The sequence below is a fragment of the Kitasatospora sp. NPDC023120 genome (assembly GCF_055560835.1).
This window is the reverse complement of record NZ_JBVHHY010000014.1, coordinates 38,981-56,089: the sequence shown is the minus strand read 5'-3', so window position 1 is coordinate 56,089 and position 17,109 is coordinate 38,981. Positions and strand designations below refer to the sequence as shown.

Sequence of the window (17,109 nt, the reverse complement as noted above, 5' to 3'; positions counted from 1 at the left end):
CCTGGGCCGCGCGACTCAGGGGGCGTTGACCCAAGGAGCCCTAGAGGGGTGGCTCGCGCATGAGCACACATCTCACTGACACTCTGATGGAACGGTTGGTCGCTATCAAGTGGACCAATTTGGAGGGCCGCAACGCGCACGCGACCTCGCGATCCCGACTGATGATGGAATACCTTCGCCGGGCCGCGCTCTGGGCTGAGGCGCTGGGCGGTCCGCCGAAGTGGCCGTTCTTCGACATCGCCGGTGTGCTCGCCCCCGCGGTCCGGGTAGCCCCAGAGGTGGCGGACCGGCTGGAGGAGTGCATTGAGGAGAATATCGGCGGCATCTCGACCGAGGACGTCTGCCGTGCGGCCGTCCGTTGGGCAACGCTGCTGGAGACGCCCGGAGTTCGTCCGCTTGACCTGCCGGACCCGTTCGAGCCTCTGATCCTCCTGTACGAGCGGGGCGGCGAGGTCATCGCCGATGAGAGCCGCGCCTTCAACTTCGCCGGTCTGCGGGTCCAGATCAGGCCCTGGCGCGAGCACCTCGCCGCGGAGCCCGTCGTCGCGCTCGACGCCGCGACTCTGGACGCGCTGGACGCCGCGGAGAGCCGGCGGTAGCCACCGGCCGATATCCCACGAGCGAACCCCCGCGCCCGCCGGCTCGGGGGTTCGTCGCGTCCGGGTGGCATTGACATGCGGAGACCTGCGCCCGATGCTAAGCAAGCGCTTAGTCATCGTTCATGCCGTCCCCAGGAGCCGCCCGATGCCCGAGACTCCCGCTGACCCGCCCGGCCTGGACCTGGCCCGGCTCCGCGCCCATCTGGAGCGTGAGCTGCCCGGGGCCGTCCGGGGCCCGCTGCGCGCGGACCTCATCGAGGGGGGCCGGTCGAACCTGACCTACCTGCTCTCGGACGGGGCCTCCCGCTGGGTGCTGCGGCGGCCGCCGCTCGGGCACGTGCTGGCGACCGCGCACGACATGGGCCGGGAGCACCGGGTGATGTCGGCCCTGCGCGGCACCGGGGTGCCCGTGCCCCGGATGCTGCTGATCGACCACGGCGAGGACGTCCTCGGCGCGCCCTGGTACCTCATGGAGTACGTCGCCGGCACCGCGCACCGGGACGCCGACGCCCTGGCCGTCATCGGCGAGGAGCGGGTGGGCGCGCTCGGGCGGCAGCTGGTGGACACCCTGGCCGACCTGCACCGGATCGATCCGGCCCAGGTGGGGCTGGCGGACTTCGGCCACCCCGACGGCTACCTGGAGCGCCAGCTGCGCCGCTGGTCCAAGCAGCTCGCCGCCTCGCGCAGCCGTGAACTGCCGGAGCTGGAGCGGCTGCACGCCGTGCTCGCCGAGCGGCTGCCCGTCTCGCCCGCGCCCGCGCTCGTGCACGGCGACTACCGGCTCGACAACGTGCTGGTCGACGAGAAGGACGGCATCACCGCCGTCCTCGACTGGGAGATGTCCACCCTCGGCGATCCGCTCACCGACGTCGGCCTGCTGGTGATGTACACCGAGCTCGCCAGCGTCGGCGGCGGCATCATCCCCTCCGCGATGACCGCCCCCGGCTTCCCGAAGGCCGATGAACTGGTCGCGTACTACGCCGAGTCGACCGGCCGGGACGCCGCCGACCTGGACTGGTACGTCGCCTTCGCGTCCTTCAAGCTCGCCGCCGTCGCCGAGGGCATCTTCTTCCGCTTCCAGCAGGGCCGCACCCTCGGCGCGGGCTTCGAGCGCGCGGGCGAGATGGCCCCGATCCTCGCCCGCCACGGCCTGAGCACCCTCAAGGAGAGCTGACCGATGGATTTCGCCTACGACGCCCGGACGAACGAACTCCGCGAGCAGCTGCTCGCCTTCATGGACGAGCACGTCCACCCCGCCGAGCCCATCCTCGCCGCGCAGCTGGCCGACCCGACGCGCGAGCCCTGGACCGTCCCCCCGGTCGTCGCCGACCTGCAGGCGGAGGCCCGCAAGCAGGGGCTGTGGAATCTGTTCATCCCGGGTGAGCACGGCGCCGGCCTCACCAACCTGCAGTACGCGCCGCTCGCCGAGATCACCGGCCGCAGCCCCCAGTTGGCGCCGCCCGCGCTCAACTGCGCGGCCCCCGACACCGGCAACATGGAGCTGCTCGCCCAGTTCGGCAGCGCCGAGCAGCGGGAGCGGTGGCTGCGTCCGCTGCTGGAGGCCGAGATCCGTTCCGCCTTCGCGATGACCGAGCCCGAGGTGGCTTCCTCGGACGCCACCAACGTCGCCACCCGGATCGAGCGGGACGGCGACGAGTACGTGGTCAACGGCCGTAAGTGGTATATCACCGGCGCGATGAACCCGGAGTGCAGGCTCCTCATCGTGATGGGCAAGACCGACCCCACCGCCGAGCCGCACCGCCAGCAGAGCATGGTGCTCGTTCCGCGCGACACCCCCGGTGTGACCGTGAAGCGTGGCATGACGGTCTTCGGCTACGACGACGCCGACCACGGCGGCCACGCCGAGGTGCTGTTCGAGGACGTCCGCGTCCCGGCCGCCAACCTGATCGGCGAGGAGGGTACGGGCTTCGCGATCGCCCAGGCCCGGCTCGGTCCGGGCCGGATCCACCACTGCATGCGGGCGATCGGCATCGCCGAGCGGGCGCTGGAGCTGATGTGCCGCCGGGTGAGCGAGCGGGTGGCGTTCGGCAAGCCGCTCGCCGAGCAGGGCGTGGTGCAGGACTGGATCGCCGAGTCCCGGGTGCGGATCGAGCAGTTGCGGCTGCTGGTGCTGAAGACCGCCTGGCTGATGGACACCGTCGGCAACCGGGGCGCGCACACCGAGATCCAGGCGATCAAGATCGCCACGCCGCGCACCGTCGAGTGGATCCTGGACAAGGCCGTCCAGGCCCACGGCGCCGCCGGCGTCAGCCAGGACACCCCGCTCGCCCAGCTCTGGGCGGGCAACCGCACCCTGCGGCTGGCCGACGGGCCGGACGAGGTGCACAAGCGCTCGCTGGCCCGCCGGGAGCTGAAGCCGTACCGGCGATAGGCCGTACCGACGGCAGGCCGTACCGACGGTAGGCGGTACCGGGCCCCTGGTCGGCTGCGGGTCGGGCGGCGATACTGGCCGGATGGGGTTCCTCTTCTTCCTGACCCTGCCGGGGCTGGTGCTGCTGCTCACCGCGCTGGCGGTGGTCGACCAGGTGCTGCTGCGGGCCGGCCGGGCCGGGCTGCTGCCCTGGCGGACCGGCGCCCGCCAGGGGCAGGTCTCCGCGACCGGCTTCGAGCAGCTGCACGCGAGCTTCTCGGCGGGCAAGCAGCACGAGCTCAAGGAACGGCAGTCGGCGCTGATGCTGCGCGACGACGACGAGGACGGCGCACCGCCGAACCGCACCGGGGTGGACCTGGAACGCGGTTCGGCGGTGATCCGCCTGCCGAAGGCGTCCTGACCCTGTCGGTCACGCGTCCGGGGCTGCGGGGGTGATGTCCTCGGGCAGGCCCTCCAGGATCGCCGCGACGGCCGCCGCCGCACCCTCCACCACCTGCGCCCGGCCGTCGGCGTAGGTCACCTCGAAGCGGCGGTTGCCGAGCGGCCTGGTCTGCGGCAGGTCGTCGCAGATGGGCGGTGTGGCGCGGCGGCTGAGGGTGAACCAGTACATCGCCCGCCCGGGTGACAGGACCCGCAGCCGGGGCTCTGCGAAGGCGGCGACGGCGAGGTCCCGCCAATCGGCGTCCCTCCTGTTCACGGGGCGCCGCAGCCTGAAGTGCCACCGTCGCGCGATGGCCTCGGTCTCGGCGCGCTCCCGGGCCTCGGCGTCGTCGTCGGCACCGGTGTCATCGGTGTCATCGGTGTCGTCGGTCGGCACCAGGTCGGGAAGCGTCTCGGACATGCGGGCGAGTCTGCCAGACGTGATGCGCCCTTAGGGGTGTCATACCTGGGTATTCAGGGGCTGGTTGGCTCCCTGGTATGACGGCTGGGGCCCGTTCCCGCCGTAGTGTCCTGCGTGTTCGATCAGTCAGGACGAGGAGAGAAACACCATGGGAAGTGGGGGACGGGCCGCAGCGGCCGTACTGCTGGCGGCGACGGCGGTGCTGGGTGCGGTCGGGGTGCCCGGGGCCGTGGCGGCGCCGGAGGGCCGGAGTGCCGAGCAGCAGGCGCGGGCGTGGCTGCCGGAGCCGACCGGGCCGTACCCGATCGGGACGACCGCGTTGCACCTGACCGACCTCGGGCGGGAGGACCCGTGGCAGCCCGGGCACCGGCGCGAGCTGATGATCAGCCTCTGGTACCCGACCTCCCGGCCGGCCGGGCCCGCCGACCGCGCGCCGTACATGGAGCCCGCCGCCGGGGCGCACTTCGGCGGCGCCGAGGGCCTCGCCCGGGTCAACTACGGCACCGAGCCGGACCGCACCGACTGGTCCGGCATCCGCACCCACGCCCGCAAGGACGCCCCGGCGCTGCCCGGCGGCCGGCGACCGGTGGTGCTGTACTCGCCCGGCCTCGGCGACCCGCGGACCTGGGGGACGGCGCTGGTCGAGGACCTCGCCTCCCGCGGGTACGTCGTGGTCACCGTCGACCACACCTACGAGGCCTCCGAAGTCGCCTTCCCTGAGGGGGACTTGGCTACCTCGGCCCTCCCCGGCATGCTCGGGCAGCCGGGCCTCGACATCGGTGCCGTGCTGCGCAAGTCGATGCAGGCGCGGGTGGCCGACACCCGCTTCGTGCTGGACCAGCTCGCCGGGTTGGGCACCCGGACGGGCCTGCCGAGCGGGCTGGCCGGGGCACTCGACCTCGACCGGGTCGGCATGGTCGGCCACTCGGCGGGCGGCTTCACCGCGCTCCAGACCATGCACGACGACCCGCGGATCGCCGCCGGGATCAACCTGGACGGCCAGATGCACTTCCCCGGCCCGGACGGCCGCACCGGTGTCTTCCTGCCCAGCGTCGCCGAGGACGGCCTGGACCGGCCCTTCCTGCTGATGGGCACCGGGAGCGACGACTCCGGGAGCTACCGCAACCAGCCCGGCTGGAACGCCCTCTGGCAGCACAGCACCGGCTGGCACGCCGACGTCACCCTCACCGGCTCCCGCCACGGTTCCTACACCGACGGCCAGTCGCTGCTGCCGCAGCTCGCCCGCCAGGGCGCGCTCACCGCGGAGCAACTGCGCGCGGACGTCGGCGACATCCGCCCCGGCCGCGCCGAACTCGCCACCCGCTCGTACGTCGCCTCCTTCTTCGACCGCTGGCTGCGCGGCCACGACGACCAGCTGCTGGACGGGCCCTCGCCGCGCTTCCCGGAGATGACGTACGAGCGGTAGGGCGGTCCGCACCTTGGGGTGAGCGCGAGATCGAGGCCCCCGGGGTCGCCGCCGATTCCCGCCGGTGCCGGTGACGGGTGAATATCCGTCAAGAAGCACCTTTCACGCGGGGGCGGCCAGCTGAATTCCGACCGGCATTCCAGGCCTATTCAGTGAATGGCTACGCGCGTCGAGTCCTTTTCATCAACGCCGCTTGACCTGCTTCGACTCGCTTCTTAATCAGCCCTTACCCCGCACCGTTGACCGGTGTTCATCAGCTCTGCTTTCCTTCATGCCCAGCGGGCGGCGGAGAGCCGACGGGCAGTCAATTCCGCGTGTGCGGAGAAATTCCGCCGGAGTCGACTCCCGACGGCCCCCGCCGCCGACCCTTCCCCACAAGGGATCGTTCCCGGCTCCCCAAGGCCGTGGGGCGATCGGCAGAAGAGAGGCACCCTCACCCATGGGTCACTCCCACAGGACCGGACGCGCGAAGTACGCGGCGCTCGCCGGAATGGCGTCGCTCGCGCTCGCCGTGGCCGGTCTCGCCGGCACGGCCGGCCCGGCTTCCGCGCAGGACATCTCCAGCTCGCAGGGCAGCACCGCCAACGAGTTCAACCCCTGGAGCCCGCAGAACGGCCACCCCTACCGGCACGGGGCCGTCCCCGGCATGTCCCAGCACGAGAACTACAAGAAGTGGCTCGCGGCCCACAACCAGGCCGCGGCGACCGGTCAGCAGACGCTGTCCTACGGCGGCGGTGTCGACGGCATCGGCGTGCAGAGCGGGCACTCCAAGGTCTACCTGGTGTTCTACGGCAACCAGTGGGGCACCCAGACCACCGACGCCAACGGGAACGCGAAGTTCTCGAACGACTCGGCCGGTGCGGCCGGTGCCACCCAGCAGATGTTCAAGGGCATCGGCACCAACGGCGAGACCTGGTCGGCCGACCTGACCCAGTGGTGCGACGGCCCCAACGTCGCCACCGGCGCCGTCAGCTGCCCGGCCAACGCCGCCTTCATCCCGTACCAGAGCGGCGGCGTGCTGTCCGGCGTCTGGTACGACAACGCGGCCGCCTCGCCGAGCCAGGCCACCGGCAACCAGCTCGCCCAGGAGGCGGTCAAGGCCGCCGGACACTTCGGGAACACCACCGCCGCCGCCAACCGGGACGCGTACTACATCGTCCTTTCGCCGCACGGCACCAACCCGGACGACTACCAGAACCCCACCACCGGGTACTGCGCCTGGCACGACTGGAACGGGGACACCACCCTCACCGGCGGTGCGGCGACCTCGCCCTACGGCGACATCGCGTTCTCCAACCAGCCGTACAACATCGACGCGGGTGCCAACTGCGGCGTCGGCTTCGTCAACTCGCCCGGCACCCTGGACGGTTGGACGATGACCCTCGGCCACGAGTGGCACGAGATGATGTCCGACCAGAACCCGGCCGGCGGCTGGACCAACCACGTCTCCGGCAGCAGCTACAACGGCCAGGAGAACTCCGACGAGTGCGCCTGGATCCGCCCCGGGAGCACCGGCGGCGCCGCCAACGTCTCCTTCGGCTCCTTCGGCAGCTACGCCGAGCAGGCCAGCTGGTCCAACGACACCAACTCCTGCGCGATCTCGCACGCCATCCTGACCCACGGCAACACCGTCACCGTGACCAACCCCGGCAGCCAGAGCGGCACCGTCGGCACCGCGGCGAGCCTGCAGATCAACGCCACCGACTCGGCCACCGGCCAGACCCTCAGCTACTCGGCCACCGGCCTGCCGGCCGGCCTGTCGATCAACTCCTCGACCGGCCTGATCTCCGGCACCCCGACCGCCGCGGGCACCTCCAGCGTCACGGTCACCGCGACCGACACCACCGGCGCCGCCGGCAGCACCACCTTCACCTGGACCGAGTCCACCACCGGCGGCGGCAGCGCCGTCACCAACGGCGGCTTCGAGACCGGCAACCTGACCGGCTGGACCGCCGCCGGCTCCACCTCCGCCACCGCCTCCGCCGCCCACAGCGGCAGCTACGGCGCGATGGTCGGCTCCACCAGCCCGACCGGGGACTCCTCGGTCGCCCAGACCTTCACCGCGCCGACCGGCTCCAGCCGGGTGTCCTTCTGGTACAGCAACACCTGCAACGACACCGTCACCTACGACTGGGCCACCGCCACCCTGAAGGACAACACCACCGGCACCACCACCACGGTGCTCGCCAAGACCTGCACCACCACCGGCACCTGGACCAACAAGACGGCGACCGTCACCCCGGGCCACTCCTACACCCTCACCCTGAGCAACCACGACGACAACTACGCGGGTGACCCGACCTACACCTACTACGACGACGTGACCGTCTCCTGACGAGCACCGCGCCGAACGCACCGGGGTGGGCCCAGCGCCCGCCCCGGTGCTGTTGTCTGTGCCGGAGGGATCCGAATCGGGCGTCGGCGCGTCGAACCGGTACCCCTTCACACACCAGCACTGCTGGCACACCGCCACCGTCGGCACACCGCCACCGTTCGTACACCGGCACGAGGAACCACCGTGAACCTGAGAAGACCCGCCGCCCTGGCGCTCGCCTCCGCCCTGCTCGCCCTGACCGGGTGCGCCTCCACCGGGACGGGCCCGTCGGCGACCGCAACCGGATCGCCCACCGGCTCATCCGCAGCACCGAGTCCGGCGGCGGTCACGGTGGACGAGCACGCCGACCGCACCACCGTGAAGGTCGCCGTCGGCACGAGCGTCACGCTCGCCCTCCACAGCACCTACTGGTCCGCCGCGACCAGCTCCGCCCCCGAGGTCCTCGCACCGAACGGCACCCCGACCACCGTCCCGTCCCCGTCCTGCCGCCCGGGCGGCGGCTGCGGCACCGTCACCGCCGCCTTCACCGCCCGCGCCCCCGGCACCGCCCGCCTCACCGCGACCCGCACCAGCTGCGGCGAGGCCCTCAACTGCCCGCCCGAGCAGCGCAGCTACGAGGTCACCGTGGAGGTCGCCGGCTGAGGCGGAGAGCCGGGAGCCGGGAGCCGGGGGTCGGGGGCCGGGGGCTCCTACCGGATCTCCGAGCCCGGGTTGGCCTCGTCCCACGCGCGGCGCGAGTCGACGATGGCGTCGTGGTGGTCGTAGGACCAGTCCGCCATCGCCCGCACCAGGTGGGTCAGGCTGTGGCCGAGCGGGGTCAGCTCGTACTCCACCTGTGGCGGGACGGTCGGGTGGACGGTCCGCGACACCAGCCCGTCGCGCTCCAGGCGGCGCACGGTCAGGGTCAGCATCCGCTGGGAGATGCCCGGCAGCGCGCGCTGCAGTTCGCGGAACCGCCGTACGCCCTGGGCGAGTTCGACGATGGTGAGGACGGACCACTTGTCGCCGAGGCGGTCCAGCAGGTCGCGGATCCCGCAGTCGACGCCGTCCTCGCACCAGACGACCGGGCGCGGGGTGGTGGTTACCGCGGTGTGCCCTGCTGACATGAAAGTGCCTCCTTACGCCGGATGCCCAGGCTATCGAGGATGGTCTCGTCACCAACCGCGGGTCATCCCCGATCCATCCCCGATCCATCTCTGGAGGAACGTTCATGCTGCTCGTCACCGGTGTCAACGGAGGTCTGGGCGCGCTCGTCCTGGAGCGGCTCGCCGGACGGGCGGGCGTCGTGGCCGGGAGCCGCACCCCCGAGAAGGTGCCGGGCGGCGCACCGGCCCGACTGGCGGACTTCGACCGGCCGGAGACGCTGACGGAGGCGTTCCGGGGCGTCCGGACCCTGCTGCTGATCTCGGCCGGCGCCGCCGAGGACGACGTGGTGATCGCCCGGCACGGCGCGGCGATCGCGGCGGCGGAGCAGGCGGGCGTCGAGCACGTCGTCTACACCAGCCTCTCCGGCGACGGCGACCACCTGCCGTACGCCCTCGCCCACCGCTGGACCGAGCGGCGGCTGCGCGAGTCGGCGTCCCTGCGCTGGACGGTGCTGCGCAACGGCCTCTACGCCGAACTGCTGGGGGCGATCGCCGCGCCGGGCCCGGACGGGGTGATCAGCGCGCCGCTCGGGGACGGGAAGCTGGCGGCGGTGGCCCGCGCGGACCTCGCGGACGTCGCGGTGACGGTGGCCCTGGCACCCTCCGAGCACGTGGGCCGGACGTACGAGCTGGTGGGGGAGCGGGCGTTGGGCGGCGCGGAGGTGGCCGAGGCGCTCGGCGTCGAGTACCGCCCGGGCCGGCTGGAGGAGGCACGGGCAGCCGTGGCGGCCTCGGACGCGCTGGACTTCCAGGTGCCGATGGTGGTGGGCACCTACTCGGCGATCGCCCACGGCTTCCTGGCCGGCCCGGGCGGGCCGGGCGACCTCGCGGCACTGCTCGACCGCGAGCCCCGCCCGGCCCTGGAGGTCATCGCCGCCGGGCGCTGACCGTCACGGGCCGGCTGGCCGTAGGACCCGGTCACGGGCAGAGCAACGGGTGCGCGGGGTCCCGCGAGTCCCCGGCCCGGCCAGTCTTACCGTGCGCGGCACGAACCGCCATCCGTTCGCCACATCTGGGAGGCGAGGTTCCGTTCGGGGCGCCACAGCAGTCACTGCCGCCCCACGCGGGACCCGCGCACCAAGGCGTGCCCGGGGGCCACAAGCGCGGGCAAAGGCCCGGGCCCCGCCCTAGGAAGCCGCCTCCGCCTCGGCGCGGGCGACCCAGTCCGGGAGCGGTTCGCGACAGGCCAGCCAGGCCGGGGGCACGTCGGCGAGGCCGGTGCGGGCCGCGACCACGCCGCCGGTGATGGCGCAGGTGGTGTCCACGTCGCCCAGCCCCTCGGCGGTGGTCCACAGGGCGTCGGTCAGGCTGTCCAGGTGGTGGGCGGCGGACCACAGGGCGAACGGGACGGTGTCGCTCGCCCGGATCCGCTGGCCGTTGCCCAACAGGTCGGCGGCGCGCCACGGTTCGGTGGCCGCGGGCAGCTCGGCGGCCCGGCGCAGCCCGTCGCGGACCTCGCCCGCCGGGGTGCGGTCGGCCACCTCGGTCAGCAACCCGGCACCCGCGGAGGCACGGCCGGAAGCACCCGCGGAACCACGGGCCGAAGCACCCGCGGAAGCACGGACGGGAGCGCGGCCGCGGGCGGCGAGGGCCGCCGCCAGGGCGACGGCCACCGCCCCCGCCACGCCCTCCGGATGGGCGTGGGTGACCTCGGCGGACAGCGCCGCCTGCTCGGCCGCCTCGGCCAGGTCCGCGGAGAACCAGGCGCCCAGCGGGGCCACCCGCATCGCCGCGCCGTTGCCGAGGCTGCCCTGTCCGTCGAACAGCTCGCGCGCCCTGGTGCGCCAACTCGCGGGCTCGGCGGCGAGTTCGGGCAGCAGCAGGTGCATGCCGTGTCCGTAGCCGCGGCCCGAGTCGGCCCGGTAGGTGGCCCCGAAGGCCTGGGCGAGCCGCTCCTGGTGCACCGCGTCGAAGGCGGTCAGGACCCCGAACACCGACAGTGCCATCGCGGTGTCGTCGGTCCAGTGCCAGGGCCCTTCCTCCGGCGTCTGCCGGGCCCGGATCTGCCGGAACGCCTCCTGGGGCGACCGGAACAGGGGGAACCAGCGCTCCCCGAATCCGTCCCCGAGGGCCAGGCCCTCCAGCGCGTCACGAGCAGCGGAAATGGATGTCATGCGGGCATCGTGGCAGGGACGACGGTCCCCCCGCACCCGGTTTCGCCGGGCACGGCAGGACCGGTGACGGTCAGTCGCCGAGGACGGCGATCCGCCCGGTGCTCAGCCCGTCGGCCACCCGCTGGACGGCGTCCGCCGCCCCGGCCAGCGGCACCCGGGCGCTCACCAGCGGCCGGACGGTGCCCTGGTCGGCGAGCTTGGTCAGCTCGTCGTGGGCGGCCCGGACGGCGCGCGGGTCACGGGTGTTGTAGAGGCCCCAGTGCAGGCCGAGGATCGAGTAGTTCTTCACCAGGGCGTGGTTGAGCGCCGGTGCCGGGATCTGCCCGGCGGCGAAGCCGACCACCACGATCCGGCCCTCGAAGGCGACGCACCGGGTGGAGCCGGTGTAGGCGTCGCCGCCGACCGGGTCGAAGACGACGTCCGCGCCGTGCCCGCCGGTGGCCTCCTTGACGGCGGCGACGAAGTCCTCGGCGGTCCGGTCCACCACCAGGTCGGCGCCGAGCGCCCGGGCCGTCTCCGCCTTCGCCGGGCCGCCGACCACCGCGATCACCCGGGCTCCGGCGGCCCGGCCGAGCTGGACCGCCGCGCTGCCGACCCCGCCGGCCGCCGCGTGCACCAGCAGGGTCTCCCCGGCCCGCAGCCTGGCCCGGCGGTGCAGGGCGAACCACGCGGTCTGGTAGCCGATGTGCAGCGCCGCGGCCTCGGCGTCGTCGAGCGCCTCGGGTGCCGGGAACGCGGCCGCGGCGTCCAGCAGCGCGTACTCGGCGAAGGCGCCGTGCGGTAGCACCGGGTTGCCGATCAGCCGCTCACCGCGCCGGGGGCCGCCCGCCACCTCGCCGCACAGCTCCACCCCGGGGGTGAACGGCAGCGGCGGGCGGACCTGGTACTGCCCGCGCACCATCAGCGCGTCCGGGAAGTTGACGGCGGCGGCCCGCACCCGGACCAGCAGCTGCCCCGGGCCGGCCACCGGCCGCGGCACGTCCTCGACGAGCCGGAGCACCTCGCGGGGCTCGCCGAGTTCGCGGACCTGCCAGGCCCTCACAGCGCACCGCCCTTCTCCAGCTCCCGCTGCAGCCGGTTCATCCCGCCGATCCAGCGCTCCGGCTCGGTGGCGCGGACGCGGTAGTACTCGGCCACCTCGGGGTGCGGCAGGATCAGGAAGCGCTCCTCCCGCAGCGCGGCGAGCGTCGCCTCGGCGACGTCCTCGGGCTCCAGGGCGGTCGGGGCGAGCATGAGTTCGCCGAGGGCGCCGGTCGAGGCGAGCATGTCGGTGCGCACGCCCTGCGGGCAGAGCGCGTGGACCTTGAGCCCACGGTGGCGGTAGGTCGCGGAGAGCCATTCGGCGAAGGCGAGCGCGCCGTGCTTGCTGACCGCGTACGGGGCGGAGCCGAGGCTGGTGAGCAGCCCGGCGGCGGAGACGGTGGCGAGGAAGCGGCCCTCGCCGCGCTCCAGCCAGCGGGGGAGCAGCAGTTCGGCGGCCCGCACGTGTGCCAGCACGTTGACCTCCCAGGCGGTCGCCCAGGCGGCGGCCGGCGCGTCGGCCCCGCCGGAGGGGGCGACGCCCGCGTTGGCGCACCAGAGGTCGATCTCGCCGAGCGCCTCCCGGGCGCCCCCGACCAGCTCGGCCAGGCCCTCGGCGGAGGCGGCGTCCCCGGGCAGCGCCGTGCCGCCGAACTCCCCGGCCACGGCGTCGGCCGCCTCGCCGTCCAGGTCGTTGACCACGACCCGGGCCCCGGCGGCGGCGAAGGCCCGGGCCAGCGCGGCCCCGATCCCGCGCCCGGCCCCGGTGACCACGACGCCCTGGCCGGCGAACTGCCCGGCGGACTGTCCGGCGGGCCGGCCGACGCCCCGGTCGGCGGAGTCGGTGGCCGTCACATGCCACCGCCGAGGGTGACGCCGCCGTCGACGACCAGGGTCTGCCCGGTGATCCAGCCGGCGTCGGGGGAGAGGAGGAAGGCGACCGCGCCGGCGATGTCCTCGGGGACGCCGAGACGGCCGAGCGGGTAGGCGGCGGCGACCTGCTCCTCGCGGCCCTCGTACAGCGCCTCGGCGAACTTGGTCTTGACCACGGCGGGCGCGACGGCGTTGACCCGGATGCCCTGCGGGCCCAGCTCGGCGCCGAGTTCGATGGTGAGCCGGATCAGCGCGGCCTTGCTGACGCCGTACATGCCGATCCCGGCGGAGGCGCGGATGCCGGCGATCGAGGCGACGTTGACGACCGAGCCGCCGTGCTCGCCCATCCACGCGGCGTGCGCGCGGCGGGTCCAGGCCAGCGGGCCGAGCACGTTGACGGCCATGATCTTGGCGGCGGCGGCCTCGTCGGTGTCCAGGACCGGCCCGTAGACCGGGTTGATGCCGGTGTTGTTGACCAGGTGGTCGAGTCGGCCGAAGGCCTCCAGGGTGCGGGCGATCGCCTCCTCCTGGTGTGCCGGGTCGTCGGCCTTGCCCGCGACGGCGATGGCGTTCTCCGGGCCGCCGAGGTCCTGGACGGCCTCGGCCAGCGGCTCGGGGTTGCGGGCGGTGAGGCAGACCTTGGCGCCGCGGTCGACCAGTTCGCGCGCGATGCCGAGGCCGATGCCCCGGCTCGATCCGGTGACGACGGCCACCCGGCCCTTGAAGGAGTGCACCACGGAGCGTCCTGCCTTTCGCGCGAGGATCTCGACCACTAGCTGACTAAGCGCTTGCTCAGCATGCTGTCGGTGCGGGAGCCTGTCAACAGTCCGCTCGCCGTCCGCCCGGTCCGTCCGATGCCCCGGCGGTCCGACGGGAAAGCCTGTACGAGTTCCGGTTCGAGTCTTCTGCGAGGATGACGCCATGACCAGCACCCCGATGGCCGACCTCTGGCCGACCCTGCCCGGCGCCGACACCCGCCCCGAGGCGGCGTACCGGCTGCTCCAGGCGGCCGTCGAGTCGTTCGCGGAACGCGGCTTCCACGCCACCACCACCCGGGACATCGCCACCGCCGCCGGGATGAGCCCGGCCGCGCTGTACATCCACTACCAGTCGAAGGCCGCGCTGCTGGCCGAGATCAGCCAGGCCGGGCACGCCGCCACGCTGGCCCTGGTCCGGGAGGCGGTGGCCGGCGAGGGTGGTCCGGCGGAGCGGATGCGGCGGCTGGTCGAGCAGTTCACCGCCTGGCACGCCCGGGCGCGGACGGTGGGCCGGGTGGTCAACTACGAGCTGCACGCGCTGCCCGAGGACGCCTACGCGGTGGTCGCGGCGCTGCGGCTGGACATCGAGCGCGAGGTCAGCGTGTTGATCGAGGCGGGCGCGGCAGTCGGTGACTTCCAGGTCTCGGAGGTGCGGACGGCGGCCCGCGCGGTCACCTCGCTGGGCATCGACGTCTCCCGCTGGTACACCGACCGCTCGACCGAGACGCCCGAGGAACTCGGCCGCCGCTACGGCGAGCTGGTGCTGCGGATGCTCGGCGCCCGGGTCTGAGGCGAAAAGCGGGCCGACCGGTCCCTTGACCTGCCCACGGGGTGGCGAGCAGACTCGTATACGAAGTACGTGTGCCTCGTAGGCGTACAGCGCAGGGACCGGCACACCGGGTGACACCGCCAGCCCCTCCCCGACGCACTCCCACCGCAGCCCCCGGCGCTGCGGATCGAAGCAGATCACCTCCCGCGGCGACCACGCCCCCGACCGGCGGCGCCGACGGGAGCCGACCCCGACCCGGGCCGGCCCGGCCGAGCCCTGCCGCCGCCGTTGCGCGGCGGCACGGGTGCGGCGCGTGCTGCGTCGCGGCGCGGCCCGGGCGGCTGGAGAAGGGGAGGTGCAGCGATGCCCCTCCGACAATCGAATCCGGTCCGGCCCCGCTTCTGGCTGGAGACAGCCCTCGGCGGGCTTTCCGGGCTGCTGTTCCTGCTCACTGTGGTGTGGCCACAGTGGATCGAGACGCTCTTCGGCACCGACCCGGACGCCGGCAGCGGGGCCGCGGAGTGGCTCGTGGTCGCGCTGGCGGCCGCCGTCACCGCGGTCTGCGCCACGGCCGCGCGGATCGAGTGGCGCCGGGCGCGCCCTTCCTCGGTCCGCACCGTGCGGTGACGGGAGAGGAGGATCGTCATGACCGACGCAACACCGGCCGTCGACCACGAGCGGATCACCGAACTCGTCCGGCAGGCCCCGCTCAGTTTCCGCGGCACCGTGACCCGGGTCGGCGGGACCTCGCTCGCGGCCATTCCGGTCGAGGACCGCAATGAACGGACGGCCGTGGTGAAGGTGAGCGAGGTGCTGCACGCGCCCGACGCCTTCAAACAGCTCGCGGGCAGCGAGGTCACGGTCCAACTGGCTGCCGACGCCGACCCGATGCAGGTCGGCGAAACGGCGGCCTTCTTCACCCAGGGCTTGGTCTACGGCGAAGGCCTGGGAGTCACCGAGATCGGTCGGCTGCCCGCCGCAGCCGTCCAGCACCACGTCTCGCTCGCCGCCACCACCGCCGACGAGCTGCCGTTCTCCTCGGTGCAGCGCAAGATCCGCGACCAGGAGATCGCCGCGCACGCGGCGGGGGCGGACGCGGTGGTGGTCGGCAGCGTCGTCGGCCTGGAGGACCTCGGCCTGCGTTCATTCTCCGAGCACGCCCCGCACTGGTGGCGCGCCACGATCGATGTCTCGCACGTCGAGTCCGGGCAGGCGGATCCCGGCCGGATTTCCGTCCTCTACCCGAGCAGCGAGGACATCCGCTGGCGTCGGGTGCCCAAGCCGATGCCCGGGCAGCTGGGCGTCTGGCTGCTGCACGCCGCGACGGCCGGGGCGGCCGAGCAGGCGCCCTATCAGCTGCTCCACCCCGACGACTACCAGCCGGTGCAGAAGCTCGACGTGCTGCGGGCAGAGAGGTGAGCCGACATGCCCACCATCAAGGTCGTCAACATCACTCCCAAGGCGCTGAGTGGAGACCAGCTCCTGGACAGTGAGCCCAACATCGCGGTCAATCCGGAGAATCCGAAGGAGATGGTCGCGACTGCTTTCACTCCCGATCCGATGGGCGGCGCGTTCGCTCCGGTCTACGTCTCGACCGACGGCGGGGACACCTGGGTGCTGAACAGCGTGGTCCCCGGCAACGGGAGCCTCGGCACCCATGACATCAGCGTCGGCTTCGCCGCACAGGGCGGCCGACTCTACACCGGAATCCTCAACGGTCGGACCACGGACCTGCAGGTCCTGCGCATGCCGAAGGTCACCGCGACCGCGCCGATGACCGTCCTCGTCGACCGGGGAGAGGAGGACCAGCCCTGGGTGGTCGCCACCACCGTTGCGGTGAACGGCCACAGCAGCGACCGGGTGTACGTCGGCAGCAACGACGGCGGCACCTCCACCGTGGACGTCTCGAGTGACGCCGGTACCGGGCCCGGTCCGGCCGGGTTCGCGCCCGTCCAGCTCGACCGGCGTGCCGGCGTGATCGGCGACGGGCCGGCGGTGCGGATCGCCGCACACCCGGACGGCACCGTCTACATCGCGTTCCAGAGCTTCACCGACGATGCTCCGGGGGACCTCCTCACCTTCGACGTCGTGGTGACCCGCGACGACAAGGGAGGCATCGGACCGAACCCCTTCGAGGACCTCCTGGACTCGGCCGACGGCGAGGTCGGCCAGCGGGTCGAGACCGGCCGGAAGGTCCGGTTCAACTCGTTGATGCGGACGCTCGGTCAGGAACGCACCGGAGCGGACCTCTCGATCGCGGTGGATCCCAGGGACTCCAACAGTCTGTGGGTCGCCTTCTGCGACAACATCGGCGGGACCGGCCCCACCGACTACGTGCTCCACACCCGGCACTCGGTGAACCGGGGGCAGTCCTGGTCCGCGGCGCGCCAGGACGTGATCAACGGCAAGAACCCGTCGCTGGCGGTCAACACCGACGGTCTGGTCGGGCTGGTCTACCAGCGACTGGTCACCAACCAGTGGTCGACGGTGCTGGAGCTGACCGACGACGACTTCCGGAACGTCGAGAGCCACGTGCTGCACCAGGCCCCGGGCGACGTCCCGCCGGCGCGGGGGCAGCTGCCGTACCTCGGTGACTACATCAGGATGATCACCGTCGGGAAGGACTTCTACGGCGTGTTCGCCGGCAACAACACCCCCGACCCGGCCAACTTCCCGGTCGGCGTGACGTACCAGCGCAACGCCAACTTCACCACCCATCAACTGCTCAGCACGGACAGCCTGACCAGGGTCCCGCCGTCCATCGACCCGTTCTTCTTCCACCGGGCCGCCTGAGCACCCACCCCAAGGCGCCCGCCACGAGCGATCGTGGCGGGCGC

General features: G+C 73.1%; 18 protein-coding genes. 12 read left to right on the top strand and 6 right to left on the bottom strand.

Annotation, left to right across the window (positions count from 1 at the left end; genetic code table 11):
* Positions 1–59 precede the first annotated feature (59 nt).
* The 4 genes from ACZ3TI_RS21470 to ACZ3TI_RS21455 all read left to right on the top strand — a co-directional run bounded on the left by ACZ3TI_RS21470 (position 60) and on the right by ACZ3TI_RS21455 (position 3,391).
* Positions 60–599 (top strand): hypothetical protein, encoded by a 540-nt coding sequence (locus tag ACZ3TI_RS21470; RefSeq protein ID WP_465728433.1) that lies wholly within the window; start codon positions 60–62, stop codon positions 597–599.
* 145 nt (positions 600–744) lie between these two features.
* Positions 745–1,773, top strand: coding sequence for a phosphotransferase family protein (locus tag ACZ3TI_RS21465; protein WP_465728431.1), 1,029 nt, complete (start codon positions 745–747; stop codon positions 1,771–1,773).
* Between the two features lie 3 nt (positions 1,774–1,776).
* On the top strand, positions 1,777–2,991 hold the full coding sequence (locus ACZ3TI_RS21460) for an acyl-CoA dehydrogenase family protein (RefSeq protein WP_465728429.1): 1,215 nt from the start codon (positions 1,777–1,779) through the stop codon (positions 2,989–2,991).
* 82 nt (positions 2,992–3,073) lie between these two features.
* Positions 3,074–3,391, top strand: coding sequence for a DUF6191 domain-containing protein (locus ACZ3TI_RS21455; protein ID WP_465728427.1), 318 nt, complete (start codon positions 3,074–3,076; stop codon positions 3,389–3,391).
* A 9-nt stretch (positions 3,392–3,400) separates the two neighbouring features.
* Here ACZ3TI_RS21455 and ACZ3TI_RS21450 read toward each other — a convergent pair whose 3' ends face one another.
* Entirely contained in the window at positions 3,401–3,832 is a 432-nt protein-coding gene (locus tag ACZ3TI_RS21450; protein WP_465728425.1) for a DUF6193 family natural product biosynthesis protein, read from the bottom strand.
* Positions 3,833–3,980: 148 nt separating this feature from the next.
* Between ACZ3TI_RS21450 and ACZ3TI_RS21445 the strand changes: the two genes are divergently transcribed.
* The 3 genes from ACZ3TI_RS21445 to ACZ3TI_RS21435 all read left to right on the top strand — a co-directional run bounded on the left by ACZ3TI_RS21445 (position 3,981) and on the right by ACZ3TI_RS21435 (position 8,235).
* A complete protein-coding gene (locus tag ACZ3TI_RS21445) occupies positions 3,981–5,258 on the top strand; it encodes an alpha/beta hydrolase family protein (RefSeq protein ID WP_465728423.1) in 1,278 nt (425 codons plus the stop codon).
* A gap of 439 nt (positions 5,259–5,697) precedes the next feature.
* Positions 5,698–7,593, top strand: a complete 1,896-nt coding sequence (locus ACZ3TI_RS21440; protein WP_465728421.1) for a putative Ig domain-containing protein — start codon at positions 5,698–5,700, stop codon at positions 7,591–7,593.
* Between the two features lie 183 nt (positions 7,594–7,776).
* Positions 7,777–8,235, top strand: coding sequence for a hypothetical protein (locus tag ACZ3TI_RS21435; protein ID WP_465728419.1), 459 nt, complete (start codon positions 7,777–7,779; stop codon positions 8,233–8,235).
* A 47-nt stretch (positions 8,236–8,282) separates the two neighbouring features.
* On the opposite strand, the gene ACZ3TI_RS21430 is transcribed toward ACZ3TI_RS21435, so the two are convergent.
* Entirely contained in the window at positions 8,283–8,699 is a 417-nt protein-coding gene (locus tag ACZ3TI_RS21430) for a winged helix-turn-helix transcriptional regulator (RefSeq protein WP_465728417.1), read from the bottom strand.
* 104 nt (positions 8,700–8,803) lie between these two features.
* Between ACZ3TI_RS21430 and ACZ3TI_RS21425 the strand changes: the two genes are divergently transcribed.
* Positions 8,804–9,625 carry an NAD(P)H-binding protein gene (locus ACZ3TI_RS21425; protein WP_465728415.1) on the top strand — a complete coding sequence of 274 codons (822 nt, stop codon included), beginning with the start codon at positions 8,804–8,806 and terminating at the stop codon, positions 9,623–9,625.
* Positions 9,626–9,865: 240 nt separating this feature from the next.
* On the opposite strand, the gene ACZ3TI_RS21420 is transcribed toward ACZ3TI_RS21425, so the two are convergent.
* The 4 genes from ACZ3TI_RS21420 to ACZ3TI_RS21405 all read right to left on the bottom strand — a co-directional run bounded on the left by ACZ3TI_RS21420 (position 9,866) and on the right by ACZ3TI_RS21405 (position 13,482).
* Positions 9,866–10,852, bottom strand: a complete 987-nt coding sequence (locus tag ACZ3TI_RS21420) for an ADP-ribosylglycohydrolase family protein (RefSeq protein ID WP_465728413.1) — start codon at positions 10,850–10,852, stop codon at positions 9,866–9,868.
* Between the two features lie 70 nt (positions 10,853–10,922).
* Positions 10,923–11,894: an NADPH:quinone oxidoreductase family protein gene (locus tag ACZ3TI_RS21415; RefSeq protein WP_465728411.1), complete on the bottom strand. Its 972-nt coding sequence runs from the start codon at positions 11,892–11,894 to the stop codon at positions 10,923–10,925.
* Positions 11,891–12,646, bottom strand: coding sequence for an SDR family oxidoreductase (locus ACZ3TI_RS21410; RefSeq protein ID WP_465728742.1), 756 nt, complete (start codon positions 12,644–12,646; stop codon positions 11,891–11,893). Before ACZ3TI_RS21410 ends, ACZ3TI_RS21415 begins: the two co-directional genes overlap by 4 nt.
* 77 nt (positions 12,647–12,723) lie before the next feature.
* A complete protein-coding gene (locus tag ACZ3TI_RS21405) occupies positions 12,724–13,482 on the bottom strand; it encodes an SDR family oxidoreductase (RefSeq protein WP_465728409.1) in 759 nt (252 codons plus the stop codon).
* 184 nt (positions 13,483–13,666) lie between these two features.
* Between ACZ3TI_RS21405 and ACZ3TI_RS21400 the strand changes: the two genes are divergently transcribed.
* The 4 genes from ACZ3TI_RS21400 (at position 13,667) to ACZ3TI_RS21385 (ending at position 17,065) form a co-directional block, all read left to right on the top strand.
* Entirely contained in the window at positions 13,667–14,293 is a 627-nt protein-coding gene (locus ACZ3TI_RS21400) for a TetR/AcrR family transcriptional regulator (protein WP_465728407.1), read from the top strand.
* 342 nt (positions 14,294–14,635) lie between these two features.
* Positions 14,636–14,899, top strand: coding sequence for an ABC transporter permease (locus ACZ3TI_RS21395; RefSeq protein ID WP_465728405.1), 264 nt, complete (start codon positions 14,636–14,638; stop codon positions 14,897–14,899).
* Between the two features lie 18 nt (positions 14,900–14,917).
* Positions 14,918–15,691: a hypothetical protein gene (locus ACZ3TI_RS21390; protein WP_465728403.1), complete on the top strand. Its 774-nt coding sequence runs from the start codon at positions 14,918–14,920 to the stop codon at positions 15,689–15,691.
* A 6-nt stretch (positions 15,692–15,697) separates the two neighbouring features.
* Complete coding sequence (locus tag ACZ3TI_RS21385; protein WP_465728401.1) at positions 15,698–17,065, top strand: hypothetical protein; 1,368 nt, start codon at positions 15,698–15,700, stop codon at positions 17,063–17,065.
* Positions 17,066–17,109: the final 44 nt, after the last annotated feature.

Excerpts from the sequence above, each read along its gene's own strand:
- ACZ3TI_RS21470 (WP_465728433.1), top strand. The coding sequence starts at position 60 with ATGAGCACACATCTCACTGACACTCTGATGGAACGGTTGGTCGCTATC.
- ACZ3TI_RS21465 (WP_465728431.1), top strand. The coding sequence starts at position 745 with ATGCCCGAGACTCCCGCTGACCCGCCCGGCCTGGACCTGGCCCGGCTC.
- ACZ3TI_RS21460 (WP_465728429.1), top strand. The coding sequence starts at position 1,777 with ATGGATTTCGCCTACGACGCCCGGACGAACGAACTCCGCGAGCAGCTG.
- ACZ3TI_RS21455 (WP_465728427.1), top strand. The coding sequence starts at position 3,074 with ATGGGGTTCCTCTTCTTCCTGACCCTGCCGGGGCTGGTGCTGCTGCTC.
- ACZ3TI_RS21450 (WP_465728425.1), bottom strand. The coding sequence starts at position 3,832 with ATGTCCGAGACGCTTCCCGACCTGGTGCCGACCGACGACACCGATGAC.
- ACZ3TI_RS21445 (WP_465728423.1), top strand. The coding sequence starts at position 3,981 with ATGGGAAGTGGGGGACGGGCCGCAGCGGCCGTACTGCTGGCGGCGACG.
- ACZ3TI_RS21440 (WP_465728421.1), top strand. The coding sequence starts at position 5,698 with ATGGGTCACTCCCACAGGACCGGACGCGCGAAGTACGCGGCGCTCGCC.
- ACZ3TI_RS21430 (WP_465728417.1), bottom strand. The coding sequence starts at position 8,699 with ATGTCAGCAGGGCACACCGCGGTAACCACCACCCCGCGCCCGGTCGTC.
- ACZ3TI_RS21425 (WP_465728415.1), top strand. The coding sequence starts at position 8,804 with ATGCTGCTCGTCACCGGTGTCAACGGAGGTCTGGGCGCGCTCGTCCTG.
- ACZ3TI_RS21420 (WP_465728413.1), bottom strand. The coding sequence starts at position 10,852 with ATGACATCCATTTCCGCTGCTCGTGACGCGCTGGAGGGCCTGGCCCTC.
- ACZ3TI_RS21400 (WP_465728407.1), top strand. The coding sequence starts at position 13,667 with ATGACCAGCACCCCGATGGCCGACCTCTGGCCGACCCTGCCCGGCGCC.
- ACZ3TI_RS21395 (WP_465728405.1), top strand. The coding sequence starts at position 14,636 with ATGCCCCTCCGACAATCGAATCCGGTCCGGCCCCGCTTCTGGCTGGAG.
- ACZ3TI_RS21390 (WP_465728403.1), top strand. The coding sequence starts at position 14,918 with ATGACCGACGCAACACCGGCCGTCGACCACGAGCGGATCACCGAACTC.
- ACZ3TI_RS21385 (WP_465728401.1), top strand. The coding sequence starts at position 15,698 with ATGCCCACCATCAAGGTCGTCAACATCACTCCCAAGGCGCTGAGTGGA.